At 71.0% G+C, this 23,744-nt stretch carries 22 protein-coding genes and 1 riboswitch; of the genes, 16 read left to right on the forward strand and 6 right to left on the reverse strand.

Features of this window, described 5'->3' with window-relative positions; genetic code table 11:
• Positions 1–121: 121 nt before the first annotated feature.
• Positions 122–1,321, reverse strand: a complete 1,200-nt coding sequence (locus DJ019_RS04285) for a M24 family metallopeptidase (protein ID WP_111274776.1) — start codon at positions 1,319–1,321, stop codon at positions 122–124.
• Positions 1,322–1,431: 110 nt separating this feature from the next.
• Entirely contained in the window at positions 1,432–3,216 is a 1,785-nt protein-coding gene (locus DJ019_RS04290; protein ID WP_111274777.1) for a TonB-dependent receptor plug domain-containing protein, read from the reverse strand.
• An 89-nt stretch (positions 3,217–3,305) separates the two neighbouring features.
• Positions 3,306–3,525: riboswitch (cobalamin riboswitch) on the reverse strand.
• 37 nt (positions 3,526–3,562) lie between these two features.
• Between DJ019_RS04290 and DJ019_RS04295 the strand changes: the two genes are divergently transcribed.
• Positions 3,563–4,945 carry a M20/M25/M40 family metallo-hydrolase gene (locus tag DJ019_RS04295; protein WP_111274778.1) on the forward strand — a complete coding sequence of 461 codons (1,383 nt, stop codon included), beginning with the start codon at positions 3,563–3,565 and terminating at the stop codon, positions 4,943–4,945.
• Between the two features lie 217 nt (positions 4,946–5,162).
• Positions 5,163–5,504 (forward strand): glycine zipper domain-containing protein, encoded by a 342-nt coding sequence (locus DJ019_RS04300; protein ID WP_205854084.1) that lies wholly within the window; start codon positions 5,163–5,165, stop codon positions 5,502–5,504.
• Here DJ019_RS04300 and DJ019_RS04305 read toward each other — a convergent pair.
• Complete coding sequence (locus DJ019_RS04305; RefSeq protein ID WP_111274779.1) at positions 5,501–6,097, reverse strand: hypothetical protein; 597 nt, start codon at positions 6,095–6,097, stop codon at positions 5,501–5,503. The genes DJ019_RS04300 and DJ019_RS04305 overlap by 4 nt on opposite strands.
• 210 nt (positions 6,098–6,307) lie before the next feature.
• Between DJ019_RS04305 and DJ019_RS04310 the strand changes: the two genes are divergently transcribed.
• The gene (locus tag DJ019_RS04310; RefSeq protein ID WP_111274780.1) at positions 6,308–8,788 is read left to right on the forward strand and encodes a TonB-dependent receptor; all 2,481 of its coding nucleotides are present in this window, start codon (positions 6,308–6,310) and stop codon (positions 8,786–8,788) included.
• Positions 8,789–8,852: 64 nt separating this feature from the next.
• Here DJ019_RS04310 and DJ019_RS04315 read toward each other — a convergent pair whose 3' ends face one another.
• Positions 8,853–9,512 (reverse strand): PEPxxWA-CTERM sorting domain-containing protein, encoded by a 660-nt coding sequence (locus tag DJ019_RS04315; RefSeq protein WP_111274781.1) that lies wholly within the window; start codon positions 9,510–9,512, stop codon positions 8,853–8,855.
• A 191-nt stretch (positions 9,513–9,703) separates the two neighbouring features.
• Positions 9,704–12,256 carry an LpqB family beta-propeller domain-containing protein gene (locus DJ019_RS04320; protein ID WP_165843893.1) on the reverse strand — a complete coding sequence of 851 codons (2,553 nt, stop codon included), beginning with the start codon at positions 12,254–12,256 and terminating at the stop codon, positions 9,704–9,706.
• A 125-nt stretch (positions 12,257–12,381) separates the two neighbouring features.
• On the opposite strand from DJ019_RS04320, the gene DJ019_RS04325 reads away from it, so the two are divergent.
• Positions 12,382–12,876 (forward strand): OsmC family protein, encoded by a 495-nt coding sequence (locus DJ019_RS04325; protein ID WP_111274783.1) that lies wholly within the window; start codon positions 12,382–12,384, stop codon positions 12,874–12,876.
• Positions 12,877–12,891: 15 nt separating this feature from the next.
• Here DJ019_RS04325 and DJ019_RS04330 read toward each other — a convergent pair whose 3' ends face one another.
• Positions 12,892–13,089, reverse strand: coding sequence for a hypothetical protein (locus tag DJ019_RS04330; protein WP_111274784.1), 198 nt, complete (start codon positions 13,087–13,089; stop codon positions 12,892–12,894).
• A gap of 222 nt (positions 13,090–13,311) precedes the next feature.
• Between DJ019_RS04330 and rplU the strand changes: the two genes are divergently transcribed.
• The 12 genes from rplU to DJ019_RS04390 all read left to right on the forward strand — a co-directional run bounded on the left by rplU (position 13,312) and on the right by DJ019_RS04390 (position 23,708).
• On the forward strand, positions 13,312–13,884 hold the full coding sequence (gene rplU, locus DJ019_RS04335; RefSeq protein WP_111274785.1) for a 50S ribosomal protein L21: 573 nt from the start codon (positions 13,312–13,314) through the stop codon (positions 13,882–13,884).
• 34 nt (positions 13,885–13,918) lie between these two features.
• A complete protein-coding gene (gene rpmA, locus DJ019_RS04340; RefSeq protein WP_111274786.1) occupies positions 13,919–14,197 on the forward strand; it encodes a 50S ribosomal protein L27 in 279 nt (92 codons plus the stop codon).
• Between the two features lie 144 nt (positions 14,198–14,341).
• On the forward strand, positions 14,342–14,875 hold the full coding sequence (locus tag DJ019_RS04345) for a GNAT family N-acetyltransferase (protein WP_111274787.1): 534 nt from the start codon (positions 14,342–14,344) through the stop codon (positions 14,873–14,875).
• Positions 14,876–15,008: 133 nt separating this feature from the next.
• A complete protein-coding gene (locus DJ019_RS04350; protein WP_111274788.1) occupies positions 15,009–15,548 on the forward strand; it encodes a biotin transporter BioY in 540 nt (179 codons plus the stop codon).
• On the forward strand, positions 15,545–16,582 hold the full coding sequence (obgE, locus tag DJ019_RS04355; RefSeq protein WP_111274789.1) for a GTPase ObgE: 1,038 nt from the start codon (positions 15,545–15,547) through the stop codon (positions 16,580–16,582). The genes DJ019_RS04350 and obgE overlap by 4 nt, the downstream gene beginning before the upstream one ends.
• Positions 16,579–17,730, forward strand: a complete 1,152-nt coding sequence (gene proB, locus DJ019_RS04360) for a glutamate 5-kinase (protein WP_240606367.1) — start codon at positions 16,579–16,581, stop codon at positions 17,728–17,730. The genes obgE and proB overlap by 4 nt, the downstream gene beginning before the upstream one ends.
• Positions 17,731–17,784: 54 nt before the next feature.
• Complete coding sequence (locus DJ019_RS04365) at positions 17,785–19,338, forward strand: aldehyde dehydrogenase family protein (RefSeq protein ID WP_240606368.1); 1,554 nt, start codon at positions 17,785–17,787, stop codon at positions 19,336–19,338.
• 10 nt (positions 19,339–19,348) lie between these two features.
• Positions 19,349–20,008 carry a nicotinate-nucleotide adenylyltransferase gene (locus DJ019_RS04370; protein ID WP_111274791.1) on the forward strand — a complete coding sequence of 220 codons (660 nt, stop codon included), beginning with the start codon at positions 19,349–19,351 and terminating at the stop codon, positions 20,006–20,008.
• 79 nt (positions 20,009–20,087) lie between these two features.
• The gene (gene rsfS, locus DJ019_RS04375; protein WP_111274792.1) at positions 20,088–20,504 is read left to right on the forward strand and encodes a ribosome silencing factor; all 417 of its coding nucleotides are present in this window, start codon (positions 20,088–20,090) and stop codon (positions 20,502–20,504) included.
• A gap of 128 nt (positions 20,505–20,632) precedes the next feature.
• Positions 20,633–22,015: a putative bifunctional diguanylate cyclase/phosphodiesterase gene (locus DJ019_RS04380; RefSeq protein WP_111274793.1), complete on the forward strand. Its 1,383-nt coding sequence runs from the start codon at positions 20,633–20,635 to the stop codon at positions 22,013–22,015.
• An 81-nt stretch (positions 22,016–22,096) separates the two neighbouring features.
• A complete protein-coding gene (gene htpX, locus DJ019_RS04385) occupies positions 22,097–23,050 on the forward strand; it encodes a zinc metalloprotease HtpX (protein ID WP_111274794.1) in 954 nt (317 codons plus the stop codon).
• 223 nt (positions 23,051–23,273) lie between these two features.
• Positions 23,274–23,708: an SRPBCC family protein gene (locus DJ019_RS04390; RefSeq protein ID WP_111274795.1), complete on the forward strand. Its 435-nt coding sequence runs from the start codon at positions 23,274–23,276 to the stop codon at positions 23,706–23,708.
• Positions 23,709–23,744 lie beyond the last annotated feature (36 nt).

Genomic DNA, 23,744 nt, shown 5'->3' on the forward strand with positions numbered 1-23,744 from the left:
AACAACGGCTCGATCAGCCGCCACTCCGCCTCGCTCAGATCGTAACGCGCCATACCAAGGCTCCTTTCGGTAGCCTTGAATCAAGCGTCGCCCCACTCAGCAAGGGTTATGAGTACAGACCCTAGCCGAACGGCTTCTCCAGGCTGACCTGCGGCTCGGTGAACCAGGCCGCGCCATCCTCCGTGACGTGGAAGTGGTCTTCCAGCCGCACGCCGAACGTCCCGGGAATCACGATCATCGGCTCGTTCGAGAAACACATGCCGGGCGCGAGCGGCGTCCGGTCGCCGCGCACCAGGTACGGCGCCTCGTGGATGGACAGGCCGATGCCATGGCCCGTCCTGTGGGGCAGGCCCGGCAGGTCGTAGTCCGGGCTGAAGCCCTCGGCCGCCAGCACCCGGCGCGCCACCGCGTCGATCTCCTCGCACGGTACGCCCGGCTTCACCGCCGCGAACGCCGCCGCCTGGGCCTTCTTCTCCACCGCCCAGACGCGGACCATCTCCTGCGTCGGCGTTCCGAAGACGTAGGTGCGGGTGATGTCCGAGTTGTACCCCTGCACCTGGCAGCCGGTGTCGATCAGCACCAGGTCGCCGTCCTTCAGGGACTGTTCGCCCGGCAGGCCGTGCGGATAGGCCGAGGCCTCACCGAACTGCACGGCGCAGAACGAGCTGCCGTTGTCCGCGCCCAGCGCCCGGTGCGCCTGGTCGATGAAGCGCCGCACCTCGCCCGTGGTGATTCCCGCCCGCAGGATCCGCGCCGCCCGGCGGTGAACCTCCAGCGTCATGGCCTTGGCCTGGGACATCAGGGCCAGCTCGGCCGCCGACTTGATCATCCGGCAGCCGTCGACCACCGGCGCGCCGCTGCGCATCTCCACGCCGGGCGCCGACGCCCGCAGGCCGTCGAACATGAAGAAGGCCAGGGCCGGGTCGATCGCCAGGGACTTGGCGCCCCATTCGGCCAGCAACGCGGCCGCCAGCGCATAGGGGTTCTCGTGCTCCTCCCACAGGCGGAGCGGCGCCTCGAAGGCCATCCCAGCCTTGAGCGACCCTTCCTCGAACCGCGGACAGACCATCACCGGCCCGCCCTCGCGCGGCAGCAGCATCGCCACCAGCCGCTCGGTCGCCCCCCAGGCGACGCCGGTGAAGTAGCGCAGCGAGGCGCCGGCCCCGACGATCAGCGCGTCGACCCCCAGATCGCCCATCAGCCGCTGGGCCTTGGCGATCCGGGCGCGGCGTTCCTCCACCGTGATCGCAGGCGCCGGGTTCGCCCACGGCTTCAGCTCGGAAAGTTCGCGTTCCGCTGTCGATCCGCCGATGCCGCTCATCCTGGCTCCTCCTGCTGCGCGGTCCGTGTATAGGCCGCGCCGTGGCCGGACGTCAGGACCCCGCCGCCGATCGGGGGGGAGCGGACGGCGCTCCCCCCCGGGCGTCGACCTCAGTTCCTGAACCGCACGCCGACGTAGGCGGCAAGGCCCGTCTCCCGGTAGCCCAGCACCTCCTGGTAGCGGCGGTCGGTCAGGTTCTCGACCCGCGCGGTCAGGCTGACCTGCTCGTTCACCGCATAGGCGCCCGAGACGTCGGCCGTCACGAACCCGTCCCGCCGCGCGCGGCTGAAGCCGTCGCGGGCCGTGTCCGACTGGCTCGACTCGCCGCGCACGGTGACCGCCCCGCTCCAGGCGCCCTCGGACCAGAACAGCGCCGCCGAGCCGGAATGATCGGGCACGCGCAGCAGGCTGCGGTCGGTGGACCGGTCGACAGCATCGGTCCAGGCATAGGCCAGCTTCAGCCGCAGCGAGTCGGAGAGCTGCGCGTCGAACTCGGCTTCGAGGCCGCTGGAGCTGGTCTTGGCGATGTTGATGTAGCGGCTGGCCACATAGGCGATCTGGTCGCGCACGAGCAGCCGGTAGGCCGTCACCGCCGTCGAGATCCGGTCATTGGCCCAGCCCAGCCGCAGGTCGTAGCCCTCGGCCCGTTCAGGCTTCAGCGGAACCGGCGGCGCGAAGCAGAAGTCGCAAACCGCCTGGCTGATCGTGGGCGTCTTGAAGCCCGTCCCCGCCGACGCCACCGCCGTGAAGCCTGCGCCCAGCTTGGCCGCCGCCGCCAGCCGTCCAGTCGTCTTCGACGCATACGCCTCGGGATCGTCGTGCCGCACGCTGCCGGTCAGGGTCAGCGGCCCGGCGTCCACGCGGCCCACCGCGAACACTGCGGTGTTGGAGAGATCGAGGCTCGCGCCCGACGAGAGGTCCGCCCCGCTTTCCTGGCGCTCGACTCCAGCGATGAAACGGTCCCCGCGCGCGGCCGTCCAGCGCAGCACCTGGCGGTCGGCGTCGAAGCTGGCCGGGAACGACGACAGGCTGCGCCGATGCAGGTCGTAGGCGCTGATGCTGACCTCGTGTGTCAGGCCGAACGCATCGACCGTCGCCCGCGCGAACCCCTGCCAGGTCCGACTCTTGGCCCGGCTGTCGGTGTCGCCCAGCGCGAAGGTCGGCGGCGCGAAGCCGTCGGTCTCGGCGTCGAACCAGGAATAGCGGATACGTCCGTCCAGCCGCACGGCCTCCGAGACCCGGAGACGGCCCGAGAGGTTGGCGTTCAAGCTCTCCAGGCCGTCCTTCTCCGTGCCGGTGTCGGCCTTCGAGATCCCGTCCGCGCGGAAGGCGGCCACGCTGGCGCTGACAGCATAGACCTCCTCCGAACGGCCGACGCCCGCGAAGCCGCGGACCGTGCCATACGACCCGGCCTCCAGGTCGGCACGAAGTCCGTCCAGCGCGCGGGTGTTGAAGCTCACGACGCCGCCGATCGCCTCCGAGCCCCACAGCGAGCCCTGCGGCCCCGACAGCACCTCGACCCGCTCCAGGTCCGCCGTCTGCAGCGCGCCCACGTCATAGGTCCCGCTGGGGTCCGAGGCGTCGCCCACCGGCACGCCGTCCACCAGCACCAGGGTCTTGTCTGCCGAGGCGCCGCGGATGCGGATCGCGCCGGTCCCGCCGAACGCCCCTGTCCGCGCGACGCCGACGCCCGGCACGGTCGAGAGCAGATCCGCCGCGAACGGCAGGTTCCGGGCCTCGATCTCGGCGCGGTCGATCACGTGGGCGCCGGTGATCACCTTCGGATCGGTGGGCAGGCGCGCGGCGGTGACGATCACCTCGTCCACCGCGGTGGCGGCCTGCGCCCCGGTGGCGACGGCCGCCAGGGCCGCCGTGGTCAGAAGAAGAGTACGCATAGGTCTACAGCCTCCGTTCAGGAGTCGCTGCGACGTCAGAGCGGCTTTCACGGCTCTGCCGGTCCTTGGCCTGGTCCCGGGCCACGGACGAGCGACGATCGAAGACGGCAGGTCTCCTGGCTTGCGGGTCACGGGGTTCGCGCCCCTCGCCTTCCCGGCCACCCCACTCGTGGGTTTCCAGTGGCGTCCTCCATCGACGCGGAGGATCGGACGCGGCCCTCGCCGCTTACAGTTGCGGGCACAGCCGGGGCTTCACACCCCAGTTCCCTCTTGGCCCCCGATTGGGGGACCGCCTTCATGCGCGGCGTATTGCGACGAACCGCGGCCGGGGGCAAGGTCCCGCGCCATGCGCATCGCCCTCCTCGCCACTGTCGCTCTCCTTGCGTCATCCGCCGCCTATGCCCAGTCGGCCAGCCCCCAATCGGTTGGCGGCGAGCACGCCGTGCTGAAGGACCTGGCCGGCCAGGTCTCGGAAACCCGCCAGCGGGCCACGATCCAGAAGCTGGTCTCGTTCGGCACCCGCCACACCGGTTCGGACACGAAGTCGGACAAGCGCGGCATCGGCGCCGCCCGCCGCTGGATCGCCGCCGAGATGCAGGCCGCCTCCAAGGACTGCGGCGGCCGGCTCCAGGTCGAGACGCCGTCGCGGATCATGACCGCCGAGCGCCTCGCCGGCCCGACCGAAGTGGTCAACGTCGTCGGAGTCCTGCCGGGAACGAGCGACCCCGGCCGGGTGATCGTCATCTCGGGCCACTACGACAGCCGGGTCACCGATCCGAAGGACTTCACCTCGGACGCCCCCGGCGCTAACGACGACGGCTCGGGCACGGCGGCGGTCATCGAAGCCGCGCGCATCCTCTGCAAGCAGCAGTTTCCCGCCACCCTCGTCTTCGCCGCGCTGGCGGGCGAGGAGCAGGGCCTACTGGGCGGCAAGATCCTGGCCGACTGGCTGAGCGCCAAGGGCTGGCGGGTCGAGGCCGACCTCAACAACGACATCATCGGCAACACCGAGGGGATGTCCGGCGTCCGCGACAACACCCACGTCCGCGTCTTCTCGGAGGGCACCCGCTCGACCGAGACGCCCGAGGAGGCCAACCGCCGGCGCTACAATGGCGGCGAGGTCGACAGCCCATCGCGCAACCTCGCCCGCTACCTCGACGTGCTCGCCGACCGGTACCTGACCAACCTCGACGTGGTGATGGTCTACCGCACCGACCGCTTCGGCCGCGGCGGCGACCAGGTGGAGCTGCTGCGCGCGGGCTATCCCGCCGTGCGCATCACCGAGTCCACCGAGAACTACACCCGCCAGCACCAGGACCTGCGCACCGAGAACGGCATCCGCTATGGCGATGTCATCGAGGGCGTCGACTTCCCCTATCTCGCCCAGGTGACCCGGCTGAACGTCGTGGCCATGGCGGCCCTCGCCCTCGCGCCGGCTCCGCCTACGGGCGTGGAGATCGCCGGCGCGGTCAGCCCGGACACCACCGTGAAGTGGAAACCGGCGCCGGATGCGGCCGCCTACCGCGTCTGGTGGCGCCGCACGACCGACCCGCAGTGGACCTATTCCCGCGTGGTCCCGCCGACAGGGCAGGCGGTGTTGAAGGCGGTCAATATCGACGACTGGTTCTTTGGCCTCAGCGCGATCGGCGCGGACGGCCACGAGACCCCGGTGGTCTTCCCCGGCGCGGCCGGGACCTTCGAGCGCGGCGGGGTGAAACCCGCATCGTAGACCCGAAACGAAGGCGGCCCCGGCGGCCATCTAAGGCGCCAGGGCCGCACACCCGTCGCTCGGTCCTGGGAGGGGGCTGGGGAGCCGAGCGCGATCGGATCTCATGTAGGGCGCCGTTACGTCACTTCAAGAGCGCCCGGGGGGCCAAGTTCCCCACCGCGGAACGCCGTTCCTCGCCGCGCGTTAGCTGTGCCGTAACAGCTCGGCGGAGGAAGCCATGCGTCTCGTTCCCCTGATCGTCGTCGGCGCCCTCGCGGCGGGATCCCTCGGCGGCTGCGCCACCACCAGCTACGGCGACGACTGGGTCTCAGCGTGCCAGCGCGACTACGAGCGCAACCGCGCGGCCGCCATCGCGGCGGGCGCCGTCCTGGGCGCCGCGGCCGGGGCCGCCATCGCCAAGGACGACAAGACCGGAGCCGCCATCGGCGCTATCGCCGGCGGACTGATCGGCAGCCAGGTCGGCAAGAAGGACGATCCCTGCGGCTACGGCTTCGGCGGCTACCCCTACGACCCGCGCTACGGTGTCTGGGACGAACAGCGGGGCTACTGGCGCCGCTAAAGCTCCAGCGCGACGGTCGCGGCGGCCTCGTCCAGGCGGGTCCGTTCCTGGCGCCACGCCGCCTCGGCCGCCTCGAAGCGCTGGGTGATGGAATCGAGGGCGCCCGTCAGCGTCGTCTGCTCGGTCGCCAGCGCGACGCACCCGGCATACCCCGTGAGCTCCGGCGTCGCGGCGCAGGCCTCGCTGGCCGCGGTCACCTGGGCGCTCAAGGCCTCCGACGCGGCGCGGTACGCGGCAAGGCGAGCCTCCATGGCCTTCCGCGCGGCGTTGGCGTCTTCGATCGGCCGCCGGATCGCCCGGCTGTCCCCGGTCCTCGCGGCCGCCAGCGCGCGCCGCGCGGCGGGCGCGTACTTCGCCTCGATCTCGGCGATGGCGGCCAGTTCGGCCGGCGCCGCCACGTTGAATTCCTGCGCAGCCTTCAGGGCCAGGTCGACCGCTTCCGCCCCGGGCGGGGGGACCGGTGGCGTCAGAACGGGCGCCGCGGCCGGAGGGGCTTTCGGCGCCACGGCGGTCTCCGAGGCCTTTTCCGGTTCGCGGCCCGAGCACGCCGCCACGAGCAGCCCCGCGGCCATGATCGCCAGTCCAACTCGCATTCCCCACCTCATGTTCTGTCAAAACTGCGCGCGCCGCCCTCGGACGTGTCAAGGCGGGACGGAAACGTGACCTTCCGGCAACACTGTCGAAAAGCGGTTCGAAGAACGTCGCAATCCCTTTGCACATAAGGGATCGCGCGCGTAGCCGGCGCGCCATCGGAGCAGGTCGGACCTCCCCATAAACCGGCCGCCCCGGGAGAAGGAACCGAGATGAAATCCCAAATGCTGTATCGCACGACGGCGCTCGCCGTGGTGCTCGCGAGCGCGTTCGCGTCCGCCGCATCCGCCCAGGACGCCGCCGCCCAGGAAGACACCGGCCGCGAGATCCAGGAAATCGTCGTCACCGCCCAGAAGCGTGAGCAGCGCCTCCAGGACGTGCCGATCGTGGTCACCTCCGTCAGCGGCGAGCTGCTGCAGGACGCGGGCGTGAAGGACATCCGCGACCTGACCGTGCTGACGCCCGGCCTGACCGTCACCTCCACCTCGAGCGAGACCGTCGTGACCGCCCGCGTGCGCGGCGTCGGCACGGTCGGCGACAACCCCGGCCTGGAATCCTCGGTCGGCGTGGTGATCGACGGCGTCTACCGCCCCCGCAACGGCGTGTCGTTCGGCGACCTCGGCCAGGTGAGCCGCATCGAGGTGCTGAAGGGTCCGCAAGGAACCCTGTTCGGCAAGAACACCTCGGCGGGCGTGATCAACGTCGTCACCGCCGGCCCGACCCGCGACTTCACCGCCCAGGGCGAAGCGACCTACGGCAACTACGACCAGATGGGCCTGACCGCCTCGGTCAGCGGTCCGCTGGGCGACAAGGCCGCCGGCCGCATCTTCGTCGGCACGCGCCAGCGTGACGGCTACCAGAACATCATCACCGGCCCCGGCCCGCGCACCAAGACGCGCGACAACGACCAGAACTTCTACACCGTCCGCGGCATGCTGGACGTCGACGCCACCGACGACGTGACCATCCGCTTCATCGCCGACTACACCAAGCGCGACGAGAACTGCTGCGTCGGCACCCAGCTGTCGGTCGGCCAGGCCGCCAACAGCCGCGCCAACTTCATCAACGCCGTGCGTCCGGGCTCGCTCGACACCACGTCGACCCCGTTCGACCGCCAGGGCTACGCCAACCGCGCGACCAGCCAGGACGTCGAGGACATGGGCGTCTCGGCCGAGCTGAACTGGGACCTGGGCGATGGCCTGAAGCTGACCTCGATCACCGCGGTCCGCAACTGGCGCTCGGAAACCGGCCAGGACAGCGACTTCACCGCCGCCGACATCGCCTACCGGCCCTCCGACGGCTCCAACTTCGTCGAGTTCGGCCAGATCAGCCAGGAACTGCGCCTGGCGGGCGAGGCCATGGACGGCAAGCTGAACTGGCTCGTCGGCGGCTTCTACGCCGGTGAAGACCTGAAGTCCCGTTCGGTCCTGCGCTTCGGCACGGACTACTACCCCTACTTCGCCGGCCGCGTGCTCGGCGGCGTACCGGCCCTGATCGGCATCGCCCCCGGGACGGCGCTGCAGGCGGGCACGGGTTCGGACGACCGCTACAAGCAGAACGGCGACACCTTCGCCCTGTTCACGAACAACTCGTTCGCGATCACCGAACAGCTCGAGCTGACCGTCGGCCTGCGCTTCACGCGCGACGAGAAGAAGCTGCGCGCCCAGTACAACTCCACGGGCTCGACCTGCGACCAGGGTGAGGCGGCGTTCGCCAACCTCGCCCGGCTCGTCGGCACGACCACCGCCACAACCATCGTCGGCGGCCTCTGCCTGAACTCCCAGAACAACGACTTCGACGCTTTGGGCCGCTTCACGCAGAAGAGCACCGAGGAGGAGTTCTCCGGCACGGCCAAGCTGGCCTACCGCTGGAACCCCGACATCATGACCTACGCGTCCTACTCGCGGGGCTACAAGGCCGGCGGCTTCAACCTCGACCGCGAGAACCTCGTGGTGGTCACGGCCACGGGCCCGGACTTCCGTCCGGACGCCGACACGGGCTTCAAGGGTGAGTTCGTCGACAGCTACGAGCTGGGCGCCAAGACCAGCTGGCTCGACCGGTCCCTGCTGCTGAACGCGGCGATCTTCTATCAGAAGTTCACCGACTTCCAGCTGAACACCTTCATCGGCACGGCCTTCGTCGTGGAGACCCTGCCGGAAGTGGTGTCGAAGGGCGTCGACCTCGACTTCATCTACCTGCCGCCGATCGACGGCCTGACCCTGCAGGGCGGCGTCACCTACGCCGAGACCGAGATCAAGCCGTTCACGGCCGCCGATCTCAGCAACCCGAGCCGGTTCGGCAGCCTGCGTCGCCTGCCGGGCGCCCAGCTTTCGTTCGCGCCCATGTGGTCGGCCTCCCTGGCCAGCACCTACGAGCGCGAGCTGAGCAACGGGATGAAGTTCAAGGCGAACCTCTCGGGCAAGTACACCTCGCGGTACAACACCGGCTCCGACCTGCATCCGTCCAAGGTGCAGGACGACATGATCCTGGTGAACGGCCGCGTGGGCCTCAGCACCGAGGACGAGCGCGTCACGGTCGAGCTCTGGGCCAACAACCTGTTCGACAAGGAATACATCCAGGTCGGCTTCAACGGCCCCTACCAAGTGGACGAGAACAACGACTCCATCAGCGTGTACGACGCCTTCCTGGGCGCCCCGCGCACCTACGGCGTGACCCTGCGCCTGCAGTACTGATCCGCGCAGGATCTACGGAAGTCGGGCGGCCCGGAGCGATCCGGGCCGCCTTTTTCGTGCACACTCAGGCGACGACCGGCCGCGAGGCCGAGTTCCGCCGCAGCAGCGCGCCGGCGGCCCCGAAGCCCAGGATCATCAGGGCCCACGAAGCCGGCTCCGGAACTGCGCCGGGATTCACGAGCGGCGCGGTGGACGTCCGGAAATCGTCGATGCCCACGTAGTCGGCCGAGGTGGTCGTCAGCCTGGCGCTGGCGATCCCATTGGCCTTGATCCCGTAGAAATTGCCGAGATTGTTGTGCCTGGTCGGGGAGATCTGGAGGGTCTCGAGCAGGTTGTCGTTCGCGTCGTACGCCGCCAGCGTCCAGACCAGGTCCGAGGCGCCGAAGAAGAAGCCGAAACCGGTGATCGGCGCGTCGAAGTCGAAGAACATCCCCTTGTTCGAGACGCCCTTCAGCGCCTTGCCCTGCAGGTTGTACTGCCCGCTAAACTGGGAATCGACGGACACCGAGCCCGTGCCCGAGAACGTCACGCCGTTCTTGGTGAGCTGGGTGTAGGCGCCCGGGGCGATATCCTCGAAGTTGATGACCGTGCCGCCGGTCAGGCCCGTCACGGCCTCGACGTTGTCGCGGGTGGTCATGGTCACGATGGTGGCCGCACTGGCGGCGCTCCCGACGACGAGGCCGCATGCAAGCGCGGCCCCGAAGAGCATGGACTTGAGGTTCACTGATTACTCCTTGGGGATCTGGCCGGGCGCGCGGGGAGGCGCCTGCCCGGACTCCGACTCTCAACGGCGGTCGGCCTGCCGATGGGCCGAGCCGTATCGGGCAGGCGATCCGGCGACCGTGGCGCGGAGCGTGAAATCAGCGTGAAAAGCGACTCGTAAGGCCCGTCGGGCGAGAGAATCGTCCTGACGGCCTACCGCCGGCCCCGGCCCGCCCCACGGAGGTCGGCGCTCATCAGATGCATCTCGCCGCTGCGATAGGTGAGGATCAGCCGCCCGTCGGGTGTCGCGGCGAAACTGGCGAGCATCGGGACGTCGCCGCCGCCCGGCGCGGGCCCATCCTCGCCGCTGGCGAGGTCCCGACGGCGGACCTCTCCCGAGGACCCATCGGTCGACCGCCTGTTGTAGTAGAGGGCGCCGCCAACGACGTCCCAGTTCATCCAGTCGTCCGAGGCAAGGGTCGGCTCGACGAGGTTCCACGAGCCGGCCACACGCCCCTGCGCGAAATCCGCCATCCAGATTCCGGCGCGACCATCGATGACCACAAAGAGGCTCCGGCCATCCGGGCCGAGCCGCACGGCGCGCGGCCCATCGCCCGTCACCGGCTCAGCGGGAGTCGTCCCGTCGGCCGCCGTACGCCAGATGCGCCAGGCGCCGGACCGTCTGGACGCGAAATAGATGTGCCGGCCGTCCGCCGACCACACGGGCGAGCCTTCTTCCACCGCGCCGCTGGAAAGCACCCGGATCGGACCGCCGTCGCGTCCGACCACGTAAAGGCTGGACCGGCCGTCGCGCACGGCCACGAACGCGATCTGTCGTCCGTCCGGCGACCACCGTGGGTTCTGACTCGTGATGCCCGGCAGATCCGTCAGGCGATCGAGCGCGCCATCGGCGAACCGCCACAGCTGCTCGCTCCCGGACCGATCCGATACGAAGGCGAGCGCTCCATCGGGGGCGACCGCCGGGAACCAGTCGGACTTGCCGGGCTGAGGCGGGGGAAGGCCTGGGACGCCAGTCCGGTCCGCCCCCGACCGCCCAACGCGAAGGTCGCTCAGATTGTAGAGGGCCTCGAACACCAGAGAGTTCGCCCGGCGGGCGGTCGATACGGCGTGGACGTCCTGGAACCCTCCGGCCAGCCGCCGCGGTTCCTCACCGCCCTTCAAGGGAAGCCACCAGAGCCCGGTATCGCCACGCCTGTTCGACGAGAAGAACACGCCTCGCCCATCGGGAGCCCAGGCGAGTCCCCAGAGCCGCGCCCTCTCCTCGCTCAGCGGCCGGACCTCGCCGTTGTCTGTGCGCAGGACGAAGACCCCGACGGAGGTCCAGGTCACGCGGCGCATGAAAGCCACGTGGCGGCCATCAGGCGAGACCACCGGCTCGTCGTCGCCCCAGTAGCCCTCGGGAGGCGTCGTGACCCGAATGGCCTCACCCGTCGCCACATCCATGCGGAACAGGCTGCGCGGCCGACCGACGCCGGCGCGGCCGCCGAGATAGAACGAGCGGCCGTCTGCGGACCAGGCTAGGCGAGACGGAACCCCGCCTGGGCAGAGCCCCACAGCGCGCTCCCGTCCCCGGGGAATGCCGACGACGATGACTCGGCAGGGCGAACCCTTGGCCATCTCGACGCGGGTGAAGGCGATAGCGGCGCCATCCGGGCTCCAGGCCGGATTCTCGTCGACTGCGGGATCGGTGGTGATCCGGACCGGCGCCGCGCCGGCCACGCTCTGGATATAGATGTCGGCGTTGCCCGGGACGCGCCGCCGCGAGCTGAAGGCCACGAAGTCGCCCTTGGGCGACAGGTCCGGCTGGAAGTAGTCGAAGCGGACGGAGGCAAGCGAGCGCAGTTCCCCGAGCTCGGGAGGATCGGCCGGGCGCCATGTCCACGCGGCCCAGGCCGCCACGGACGCCAGGACGATAGCCGGCGCTAGCCAGGCCCAGAGGCGCGCCCGCCGCCTCGAGGGAGCGCGGAAGGCGTCCTCGTCACTTGATCTGCCGCCGGGCTCCAGCGCCACGGGAGCGATAGCGGCGGGCGACTCGCGTTCATTGAGGACATTGCGCGTCGCCGCGTCAGGCTCGACGCCCAGCTCGCGCCTCAACCGGTCTTCCAGTCCCCTCAGATGCTGGACGGCTGCCGCCCGGCGCCCCTGGCGGATCTGCGCGCGCATCACCACGCGATGCGCGCGCTCGTTCAGCGGATCCAGGGCGAGGAGGCGCTGGGCGGTCTCGCCGGCCGCTTCCGGGGACGCGCCACCCGCGAGCGCCTCATCAAGAGCCTGGACGACCCGCTCGACCACCCGCTGGTGCAGCGCCTGGGCCTGGAGCAGCACCCAATCGTCGAAGTCTGGCGCGCCGCGGATCGAGAAATCCTGCAGGAGCGGACCTGCATACGTCGAGAGCGCATCCGCCGGGGACTGCGCGAGACGCCGATCCAGCTCGTCCACATCCGTGGTCAGCACGCCCTCGGGGATGCCCACCAGCTCGCCTTCGGTGGCGATCAGCGGCGCTTCGCCGGCCGGCTTCGCCGCCCGGATCATCGAGAGCGCCTTGCGCAGGTTCAAGCGCGCCTGCTCGGGATCGCCTTCGGGCCAGAACAGCGCGGCCAGCCGCTCGCGCGACGCCCTGCGGTTTTGCTGCAGGGACAGATAGGCCAGCAACGCCAGGGCCTTGCGCGTGGCGAAATTCACCGGCTCGCCCGATGGCGTCCGCAGCTGGCACTGACCGAGTAGACTGAGACGCCAGGCCGCCACGTGCCGCTTCACCCTTCCGCGGAGATCGCGCCGCATATACCGCGAACCGGGATTGCCGAACCCTTATCGCGACCCGCGCCCGGACTGATAGGCTGGGGAAGCCCCTACCCGCAGAGGATCCGACCATGACAGCGCCCGCCAGCGACCCTGACGTCGTCAACGTGTCCGAAACGGGCGCGGGCCGGTTCCAGGTGCGGGTCGCGGTCGCGGGCTCGAGCTTCCTGGCCGATGAACCGGTCGAGGCCGGCGGCCTCGGCTCCGGGCCCAACCCCTACGACCTGCTGGCCTCCGCGCTGGGCGCCTGCACGGTGATGACCCTTCGGCTCTATGCCGAGCGCAAGGGCTGGCCGCTCGACCGCGCCGAGGTCCGGGTGCTGCACGCCCGCACCGGCCTGGAGGGCCGGGACCGCTTCGCGCGCGAGATCGTGCTGCATGGCGACCTCGACGGGGTCCAGCGCGCGCGCCTGATGGAGATCGCCGACCGTTGCCCTGTCCACCGCAGCCTCGAGCGCGGGGCGGAGATCATCAGCGTCCTCGCCCATCCGCCCATGATCGACGGCCCGGCGGCCGGTGGCGGCGACGGTCACCTCGCCGACATGCAGGAAGCCTGCTGCGACTGACGTCGGCGGCGCCCCTCAGGCGGGGTCCAGCGCGCGCGTCTCCGTGGCGAGGAAGCACTCGGCGGACATCATCGGGCTGTAGGGCCGTCCCACCTGCAGATCGGCGAACCCGGCGGCGCGCATGCTGGCGAGCTCGTCGACCACCGCCTGGACAGTGCCATGGCTGGCGGCGCGCCCCAGCGTTCCGCGAAGACCGAAGACGGTGTAGCTCATGGCCGTTCGCTAGATCGGCCGCGCCCCTGGCGACAGGCGCCCATTACTCATGTTGGGGTGTCGCAGGCCGGCTGCGCTCAGGCGCCGCACCCGCGGGCCGGTGATGGCGCGCCGCCGTTGACTCTCCCCGGCCCGTCTGTATAACCGCGCCTCCTCGTCCCCGGGCCTGCCTCGGGGGCGCGAACACGCTTTCAATCAAGAAGAAATACAAAGGCGAGAACGATGTACGCGGTGATTAAGACCGGCGGAAAGCAGTACCGGGTCCAGCCCGGCGACCTGCTGATCGTCGAAAAGCTGGAAGGCGAACCCGGCGCGAAGGTCGCGTTCGGCGAGGTCCTGATGCTCGGCGATGGCGAGGCCGTGACGGTCGGCGCTCCGCTGATCGACGGCGCCACTGTGGCGGCCACCCTGATCGAGACCCGCAAGGGCGAGAAGGTGAAGATCTTCAAGAAGATCCGCCGCCAGGGCTATCGCCGCACCCGCGGTCACCGCCAGGCCGAGACGGTTCTGCGCGTCACCGGCATCACCGCCGGCGGCAAGGAAACCAAGTGGGACGGCGAAGTCTCTCTGGTGACCAAGGCCGAGCTGGACGCCCGCGCCCGCGGCCTCGATTTCGCGACCCTCAACAAGCCGAAGAAGGCCCCGGCGGTCGCCGCCGAAGCCGCTCCGGCTCCGAAGGCCGCCAAGGCCAAGGCCCCGAAGGCTGCGGACGCCGCCGCCGAGGACGCCGCCCCCGCCAAGAAGCCGGCCGCCAAGAAGGCCGCCGCCAAGAAGGACGAAGGCGCCGCCGAGTAGTCGGCCCGCCCTCAGGAAAAGGTAGGAGCACACAATGGCTCACAAGAAATCTGGCGGCTCCTCGCGCAACGGTCGCGACTCCGCGGGCCGCCGTCTCGGCGTGAAGAAGTTCGGCGGCGAAGCCATCAACGCCGGCTCGATCATCGTGCGTCAGCGCGGCACCAAGTTCTGGCCGGGCGAAGGCGTGGGCATGGGCAAGGACCATACCCTCTTTGCCCTCATCACCGGCGCGGTGAAGTTCGTGACCAAGCGAAACAACCGCACCTACGCCACGGTGGTCCCGGCGCAAGAGAAGGTCATCGCAGCCGAATAGGCGGAACCTCTCTGATCCGGTTCCGCCCCATCAAAAAGGCGGACCGGACACAAGACGACCTTTCGCGGGGAGTCCGGTCAGCCGGGCTCCCCGCTGTCGTTTTGGGCCCCCACACACCAACAGAAGGGGCCGGGAGGTAGGAAGATGTGCGCACTCGACATACGGCCCGCGATCGGGACGGAACGGCTGATCCTGCGCGGCCCCACGGCCGCCGACATCCCGGCCATGGCCGAACTCGCCAACGACATCGGGGTAGCGGGCAACGTGGCGCGCATGCCCTACCCCTACGCCGTCGAACACGCGGAGGAGGGGCTGGCGCGGATCGCCCGCGAAGACCCGCGACGCGAGGCGACCTTCGCCATCGAGCACCGCGACTTCGGCTTCCTCGGCATGCTGGGCTTCCACGAGAAGCAGCCGGGACGATCCGAGGTCGGCTACTGGCTGGGTCGCCCCTTCTGGGGCCGCGGCTACGCCACCGAGGCGCTGACCGCCGCCCTGCGCTGGGCGAAGTCCGACTGGCGGCGCAACGTGGTCTGGGCGGGGCACTTCGCCGACAACCCCGCCTCTGGCCAGGTGCTGATCAAGGCGGGCTTCCTCTACACGGGAGACGTCGAGCCCCAGGACTGCCTGGCCCGCGACTGCAAGGTCGCGAGCCGCAAGATGGTCTGGCTGGCCTGACGCCCGTCCGACCTCAGTTCGTCCAAACCACGGAAAACACGGAAGGACACAGACGCGCAGCGCCTTCTCTTCCGCGTCTTCCGTGGTTCCAATTTTTGACGGCGCTGAGCGCCAGTTGTGATAACCGCCCCTCATGACCGCCGCCGGCGCCCGCAAAGGAAAATCCGCATCGCACGCCCCGCCCTTCCAGGCGGCGGCGGTCGTCGCCGGCGTGGTGGCCCTGTGGGGCGCCTCGTTCGTCTCGATTCCGATCGGGCCCGTGCCGATCACCCTGCAGACCTATGTCGTCTGCGTCCTGGCGGGCCTCTTCGGCGGACGGCTCGCCGCGCTGGCGGTGCTGGCCTGGCTGGCGGCGGCGGCGTTCGGCCTCCCCGTCCTCGCGGGCGGCGCGGGCGGCTGGAAGGCGCTCACCGGCCCCACCGCCGGCTTCCTCGCCGGCATGGTCGCCGCGGCCTACGTCTGCGGCCGGGGCGCGGAGCGGGCGAAGGGCTGGGTCGCCCTCACGGCCCTGTTCCTCGCCGGCCACGCCATCGTCCTGGCCGTCGGCTGGGCGGGCCTGGCGGCCATGGTGAGCCCGAAGACCGCCCTGATGGACGGCGTTGTCCCCTTCCTGCCCGGCGCGGCCGTCAAATCGCTGGCCGCCGCCCTGACGGTACGATTGGTATCCCGATGAAGTTCCTCGATCAGGTCAAAGTCTACGTCCGCAGCGGCAACGGCGGCGCCGGCGCCGTCTCGTTCCGGCGCGAGAAGTACATCGAATACGGCGGCCCCGACGGCGGTGACGGCGGTCGCGGCGGCGATGTCTGGATCGAGGCGGTCGAGGGACTGAACACCCTGATCGACTACCGCTACCAGCAACACTTCAAGGCCGGCACCGGCGTCCATGGCATGGGCCGCAACCGCCACGGCGCCGCGGGCGCCGACGTGGTGCTGAAGGTGCCGGTGGGGACCGAGGTCCTGGACGAGGACAAGACGCTCATCGTCGACATGGACCACGCGGGCCAGCGCGTCCTCCTCTGCAAGGGCGGCAATGGCGGCTTCGGCAACACCCACTTCAAGGGGCCGGTGAACCAGGCGCCGCGCCACGCCAATCCCGGGCTCGACGGCGAGGAGCGGGCCATCTGGCTGCGGCTGAAGCTGATCGCGGACGTCGGCCTCGTGGGCCTGCCCAACGCGGGCAAGAGCACCTTCCTGGCCGCCTCCAGCGCCGCCCGGCCCAAGATCGCCGACTATCCCTTCACGACCCTGGCCCCGAACCTCGGCATGGTCGACCTGTCGGCGGGCGAGCGGTTCGTGCTGGCCGACATTCCCGGCCTGATCGAGGGCGCCAGCGAGGGCGCGGGCATCGGCACCCGCTTCCTGGGCCACGTGGAACGCACGGCCGTCCTGATCCACCTGGTCGACGGCACGCAGGAGGACGTGGCCAAGGCCTGGCGCACCGTCCGCCACGAGCTGGAAGCCTATGGCGAGGGCCTGGAGGACAAGTCCGAGATCCTGGCGCTCAACAAGATCGACGCCCTGGACGAGGAGACCCGCGAGGCGCGGAAGGCCGAGCTGGAGGCCGCCGCGGGTGTAAAGGTCCGACTGGTGTCCGGCGCGGCCAACATGGGCGTCACCGAACTGCTGCGCGAGGCTTTCGCTCTTGTTCGCCAGCGCAAGGCCGAGGTCGCGGCTGAGGGCGCCGAGCCCGAGGGGTGGACGCCTTGACCGTCACGGCGCCGGTCCATGAGCTGACCGCCGCCCGGCGGGTCGTGGTCAAGGTCGGCTCGGCCCTCCTGGTGGGTCCGGACGGCGCGGCCCACGGCGCCTGGCTGGCCGACTTCGCCGCCGACGTGGCGCGCCTCAGAGCCCGCGGCCAGCAGGTGCTGATCGTCTCGTCCGGCGCCGTCGCCATCGGCCGCCGCCGCATGGGCCTGGGCAAGCGCGCCCTGACCCTGCCGGAAAAGCAGGCCGCCGCCGCCGCCGGCCAGTCGGCCCTGATGCGCGCCTGGGAGGAAGCGCTGGGGCCCCTCGGGTTCGTCTGCGCCCAGGTGCTGCTGACCCGCGACGACACCGAGGTCCGGCGCCGGTGGCTGAACGCCCGCGCCACGGTCGAGACCCTGCTCGGCTTCGGTGTCATCCCAGTGATCAACGAGAACGACACCGTCGTCACCGAGGAGATCCGCGTCGGCGACAACGACCGGCTGTCGGCCCGCGTGGCGCAGCTCGTGGGCGCCGAGGCCCTGGTGCTGCTGTCGGACGTGGCCGGCCTCTACACCGCCGACCCCCGACGCGACCCGTCGGCCACCCTGATCCCGCGCGTCGGCCGCCTGACGCCCGAGATCGAGGCCATGGCGGGCGGCGCCAACGCCAGCGCCGGGGTCGGCACCGGCGGCATGGCCACCAAGCTGGAGGCCGCCCGCATCGCCAGCCACGCCGGCTGCGCCACCATCATCACGCTGGGCGAGCGCCCCTCGCCGCTCGCGGCCATCGAGGCGGGCGCGCCGACCACCGTCATCGAGGCCGCGGTCAGCCCCAACGCCGCCTACAAGGCCTGGATCGCCGGCTCGCTCGCCCCGGCCGGGGCGCTGGTGGTCGACAAGGGCGCCGCCGAGGCGGTCCGCAAGGGCAAGAGCCTGCTCGCCGCCGGCGTCCGCGCCGTGGACGGCCGCTTCGACAAGGGCGACGCCGTGGTGGTCCGCGACGACCAGGGGCGCGAGATCGCCCGGGGCCTAGTGCGCTATCCCTCCGACCATGCGGCCAGCATCTGCGGCCTGAAGTCCGACGCCATCGAAGGCGCGCTCGGCTACACCTCCGGCCCGCTCATCCACGCCGATGACCTGGCGCTGGCGGCTCACGCAGCGGCGCCGGGGTAGCCGACCCTCCCTCGGGAGCGTAGTAAGGCTCAGATTGAGCATAAGAGGTCCGTGGTGGACGACGGCGGCGCATCGAGGAGCGGAGGACGGCTGGAGGCGCTGGCGCCGGGCCAGGCGATCCCGTTCGGCGGCGACCGCGTCGCCCATGTGAGCCCCGAGCTGGCCGCCGCATTCCGGGCCGGCGACCGTCTCGTCGTGGTCCAGGACACCGGCGACCTGCTGCATATCCCGGCCCGCGAGCAGGCCGCCGCGGCCGGGGCCGTCGGCCGCGCCACCGCCGCCTTCGCGCGGATGGGGGAAGTCCCCGACGACGCCATCACCGCCTTCTTCGAGGCCTTCGCCGCGCGCCTCGAGGACGAGGGGGTCTGGACCCGCATCGCCGCCGCCAACGCCGCCGACGTGGAAGGCGCCCGCGCACGGGGCCGCTCCACCACCCGCCTCGCCGCCACCGACGCCATGCGCCGCGACATGGTCGCGGGCCTCCGCGCCTGGCGCGACGCCGCGCCGCCGCGCGGCCGGGTGCTCGAGCGCGTGGACCACGCCGGCTGGAGCGTGGAGCAGGTCATGGCGCCCCTGGGCGTCGTCGGTTTCGTCTTCGAGGGCCGTCCCAACGTCTTCGCCGACGCGACGGGCGTGATCCGGGCCGGCAATACCGTCGTCTTCCGCATCGGCTCGGACGCGCTCGGCACCGCCCGCGCCATCGTCGCCGAGGCGCTCGACGCCGCCCTGGCCGAGTCTGGCCTGCCCCAGGGCGCGGCGACCCTGGTGGACTCCGCCGCCCATGCCGCCGGCTGGGCGATGTTCGCCGACAGCCGCCTGTCGCTGGCGGTGGCGCGCGGCTCGGGCCCCGCCGTCGCCCAGCTCGGCGCCATCGCCCGGCAGGCCGGCACGCCGGTCAGCCTGCACGGCACGGGCGGCGCCTGGATGGTGGCCGACGAGACGGCGGACGCCGAGCGGTTCTATGCCGCCGCCTACCACTCGCTCGACCGCAAGGTCTGCAACACGCTCAACACCTGCTGCATCGTCGCCAGCCGGGCCGATGAACTGATCCCCGTCTTCCTCGACGCCCTGGAAAAGGCCGGCCAGCGTCGCCGCGGCTGCAAGCTGCATGTGGCCGAGGCCGACTTCGACCGCCTGCCCGAACGCTGGCGCACCGCGCGTGGCGTCGTCGTGCGCGCCGAGGGACCGGTAGAGGAGGCCCTGGCCGAACCCATCGCCGACGACCGGCTGGGCGAGGAATGGGAGTGGGAGGAGACCCCTGAGGTCAGCCTGAAGATCGTCGCCGACGCCGCCGAAGCCGTCGCCCTCTTCAACCGCTACAGCCCGCGCTTCGCCGCGGCCCTGATCGCCGAGGATCCGGCGGCGCACGACCGCTTCTACGCCACCATCGACGCGCCCTTCGTCGGCGACGGCTTCACCCGCTGGGTGGATGGTCAGTACGCGCTCAACAAACCCGAGCTCGGCCTCTCCAACTGGGAGAACGGCCGCCTGTTCGCCCGCGGCGGGGTGCTGGCCGGCGACGGCGTCTTCACCGTCCGGGCCCGCGTGCGACAGGCCGACCTCGACCTCGACCGCGGGGGCGCGCCCACCCCGCCGCGCGCCGGCTGAGTCCGCGCGGATGTGGTTCGCAGGCCCGGCGCGCCGCGCGCCGATCGCTGGTCACCCCCGGGCGCTTCGGCTGGGCTTCGCCCTCCGCCCCGGCATGAAGGTCGGCCTCTACGGCGGATCGTTCAACCCGGCCCACGACGGCCACGCGCACGTGGCCGAGACGGCCAAGCGGCGCCTGGGCCTGGACCGCGTCATCTGGCTGGTCTCGCCGCAGAACCCGCTGAAAGCCCGGCACGAGACGGCCGACCTCGCCCACCGCATCGCCGGCGCCCGCGCGATCGCCCAGGGACCGGGCATGATCGTCACCGAGATCGAGAGTCGCCTGGGCTCGGCCTACACCATCGACACCATCCGGGCGCTGAAGGCCCGCCACCCGGGCGTCCACTTCGTCTGGATCATGGGCGCCGACAGCCTGGCCTCCTTCCACCGCTGGAAGGGCTGGACCCAGATCATGCACGAGGTTCCGATGGCCGTGGTCTCCCGGCCCTGGATCTCGCTCAAGAGCCGCTTCTCGCCGGCCGCGCAGCGGTTCGCGCGCTATCGCCACCCCTCGCAGGCGGCCAGCCGCCTGGCCGGCAGCCCGACGCCGGCTTGGGTGTTCCTGTTCGGGCGGTTCAATTTCCAGTCCTCCACGGCGCTCCGCGAGCGCCTGCGCCGCTCTGCCGCCTGAGCGACCCGCGAGGGCGCCTGACCTGGGCCCCGGGGTGTGCTAGGGTCTCGCCAGCGAGGACATCAAAGGAGCTACCCCGCTGAACCGCGAATCCGCGTCCAGTGCGACGCATGAGGCCCCGGCCGACGCCGGCGCCTCCACTGACGAGAGTCGGGACACCGCCATCGAGGATCTGATCCTCGCCCGGCTCGACGACGACAAGGCCCAGGACGTCGTCTTCATCGACCTCAAAGGCAAGAGCCCCGTCGCCGACGGGCTGATCGTGGCGTCCGGCCGCTCGCAGCGGCATGTCGGCGCCATGGCCGACCACCTGCTGCGTGCGCTGAAAGAGGCCGGCTACGGCCGCTGCCGCGTCGAGGGAATGCCCAGCGCCGACTGGGTGCTGATCGACGCCGGGGACGTGGTCGTGCACCTGTTCCGGCCCGAGGTCCGCAGCTTCTACAACATCGAGAAGATCTGGTCGGTCGAGCCGCCCGCCAACCGCGCCGCGGTCTGATCTGCCGGGCGCGGGCGCCTCACGGGCGCCTGCGTCCTAACGTCTGTAAACCCTGTCGCTCAACCCGGTGTTAGCCCAATCCGGGGGAAGCTGGCGTCTGATCAGGACCCATCAGACGCCGCCCAGACGTGCCGCCCCTTTCCAACAGTCTCGCCGAACTGGCCGCCCGTGTGGCGGAGCTGGAAGCCGAACGGGCCATGACCCTTCGGCTCGCGCAGACCGATTCCCTGACCGGCCTGGTCAATCGGGGCGCCTTCACCTCCGGCCTGTGCGAGCGCCTTGAGGCCGCCCGCGCAAGCGGGACCAGCGTCGCCCTCTTCGTCATCGATCTCGACCGGTTCAAGAGCCTGAACGACAGCCTGGGCCATCATGCCGGCGACCTGCTGCTGGCCGAGGTGGGCCAGCGGCTGCGCGAGGACGCCGAGCCCGGCGAGCTGATCGCCCGCCTCGGCGGTGACGAATTCGCGGTGGTCTCCGACAATCCCGACATGGCCCTGCGCGCCGAGCGCCTGGTCGCGATCCTCGGGCAGCAGCAGACGATCTATGGCCGGGCCCTGTCCCCAGGCGGCTCCGTCGGCGTGGCGATGTTTCCGAAGGACGCCCAGGACGCGGCCGACCTGCAGCGGTTCGCCGACATGGCGCTCTACCGGGCCAAAGCCGGCGGCGGGCGCCGCTGGTCGCTGTTCGACGCCGAGCTGCGCGCCGAGAGCGAGCGCCGCCGCACCCTCGAGGCCGAGCTGCGCCGCGCCATTCCCGCGGGCGAGATCGAGCCCTGGTTCCAGCCGATCGTCGACGCCATGACCAGCCGCATGGTCGGGGTCGAGGTGCTGGCCCGCTGGCGTCATCCCGAGCAGGGGCTGCTGTCGCCCGCCGCCTTCGTGCCGATGGCCGAGGAACTGGGCCTGATCCGCGCCATCGACGAGGCGGTGTTCGAGGCCGCCTGCGCCCGCGCCGCGCCCTGGGTCTCCGAGGGCCTGATCGACGTGGTGGCGTGCAACGTCAGCCCGCGCGACCTTCTGGACCCCGGCTTCTCCCGCAAGCTGATCGGCCGGCTGGCCCGCACCGCGCTGCCGGCGACCGCGCTATCGGTCGAGATCACCGAGACCTTCCTGCTCAGCGACCTGGGCCTTGCCCGCCGACACATCGAGCGGCTGGCCGCCAAGGGCGTGAACGTGGCCCTCGATGACTTCGGCACCGGCTATTCCAACCTGCGTGCGCTCATGCACCTGCCGATCCAGACGGTGAAGCTGGACCGTTCGCTGATCGATGATGTCGGCCGCGACCCGCGCGTCTCCAAGCTCGTCGCCTCGCTGCTGCACGCCGCCCGCGCCCTGGGCGTGCGCATCACCGCCGAGGGTGTGGAGCACGAGGCCCAGGCCCTGTTCCTGCGCTCGGCCGGCTGCGACCGGATGCAGGGCTACTACTTCGCCCGGCCCATGCCCGCCGACGACATGGAAAGCCTGCTGCGCGAGATGAACGCGCCCGAGGAGCGGCTCGCCGTCGCGATCTGACCGGGCCGGCGCGGGCGCCACTTCCTGGCGCGCTCGACCATCACCATATTCCGCGCACGGTTTCGAACCACACTGAGGACCATGCGCAACCACCTTCGCACCTTCACCCTGCTCGCGGCCCTGACGGCGCTGTTCGTCGGCGCGGGCTACATGATCGGCGGCGCGACCGGCATGGTCGTCGCGCTGGTGCTCGCCGGCGCGATGAACCTCATCAGCTACTGGAACGCCGACAAGATCGTGCTGTCCATGTACCGGGCCCAGCCCGTGGACGCCTCGCACCCCGAGCCGCTGATCCGCAACTACGTCAACGACACCCTGGAACTCGCCGCCCGCGCGGGCATGCCGGCGCCGAAGATCTACGTGATCGACCAGGCCCAGCCCAACGCCTTCGCCACCGGCCGCGACCCGCAGCACGCGGCGGTCGCCGCCACGCGCGGCCTGCTGGCCATGCTCGACCGCCGCGAGATCCGCGGCGTGATGGCCCACGAACTGGCGCACGTGAAGCACCGCGACACCCTGACCATGACGGTCACCGCCACCATCGCCGGCGCCATCGGCGCCCTGGCCAACTTCGCCTTCTTCTTCGGCGGGCGTGACGAGGAGGGCCGGGCCACCGGCCTGATCGGCGCCATCGTCATCGCCATCGTCGGCCCGATCGCCGCCTCGCTGGTGCAGATGGCCATCAGCCGCGGCCGCGAGTACGAGGCCGACCGCGCCGGCGCCGAGATGTCGGGCGACCCTCAGGCCCTGGCCTCGGCCCTGCAGAAGATCGAGGCCTACGCCCGGGGCGGCTACTTCAACCCCGACGCCGAGCGCAATCCGGCCACCGCGCACATGTTCATCATCAACCCGCTGGCCGGCGGCAAGGGCGACAACCTGTTCTCCACCCACCCCGCCACGCACAACCGGGTCGCCGCCCTGATGCAGCTCGCCGGAAACGCGTCCGCGCCCCGCGACATGGCCTCGCGCGACCGGGAACGGCGCGGCACGGCGGTCCCCGTGACCGGCGCGCGGCGGCCCGGGCCCTGGGCCTAGCCCGCCGCGTTAAGCTTGACTGCGACAATGTGTCAGGTCGCGGGGGGCAGGGGGCGCCCATAACGCTTGCACATGATCCCGACGGTTGAATTCGTTAGCCCGCAAGTGGCGCAACCCGTTGGGTAATCAGGCTGGCGACTCAACCCCCGCGCGCGTCGGCGCGGATCCGGAGGGCCCCGGCCAGGGTTCTCCGGGGGTCGCTCCCCCAGTCCGCGAGGCCGCCATGCGCACCCTGCAGAAGACCCTCGAGATCGACGCCCCGCCGCGGGAAGTGTGGCGCGTTCTCACCAACCCCGAACTGGTCCGCGAGTGGGCCGCCGCCTACGAGGACGGACTCTCCATCCGCACCTCCTGGCGCGAAGGCGAGGCCGTCGTCTGGCGCTCGCCCGACGGCAGCACGCGGGCCAGCGGCGCCGTCGCCGCCTTCCAGCCCGAGCGTCTGCTGAAGTTCGACTACACCCACGCCCTGGTCGCCGACGGCTGCGCGTTCTCCGAGTCCTTCGAGATCACCGCGGCCAACAGCAACACCGTCCTCAGCATGACCTCCGGCCCCCTGAACGAGGCGGCCTTCAACGCCCTGATGGAACGGGCCGAGGAGGCGCTGCGCGAGATCAAGAGCCTGGCGGAGGAGTCGGCCCAGATTCGCCGCGGCCGCTGAGGCCGGCCGGCGAATTTCCGCATCAAGTTCCCGTAG

The organism is Phenylobacterium kunshanense (assembly GCF_003254525.1).
Lineage (GTDB): Bacteria > Pseudomonadota > Alphaproteobacteria > Caulobacterales > Caulobacteraceae > Phenylobacterium > Phenylobacterium kunshanense.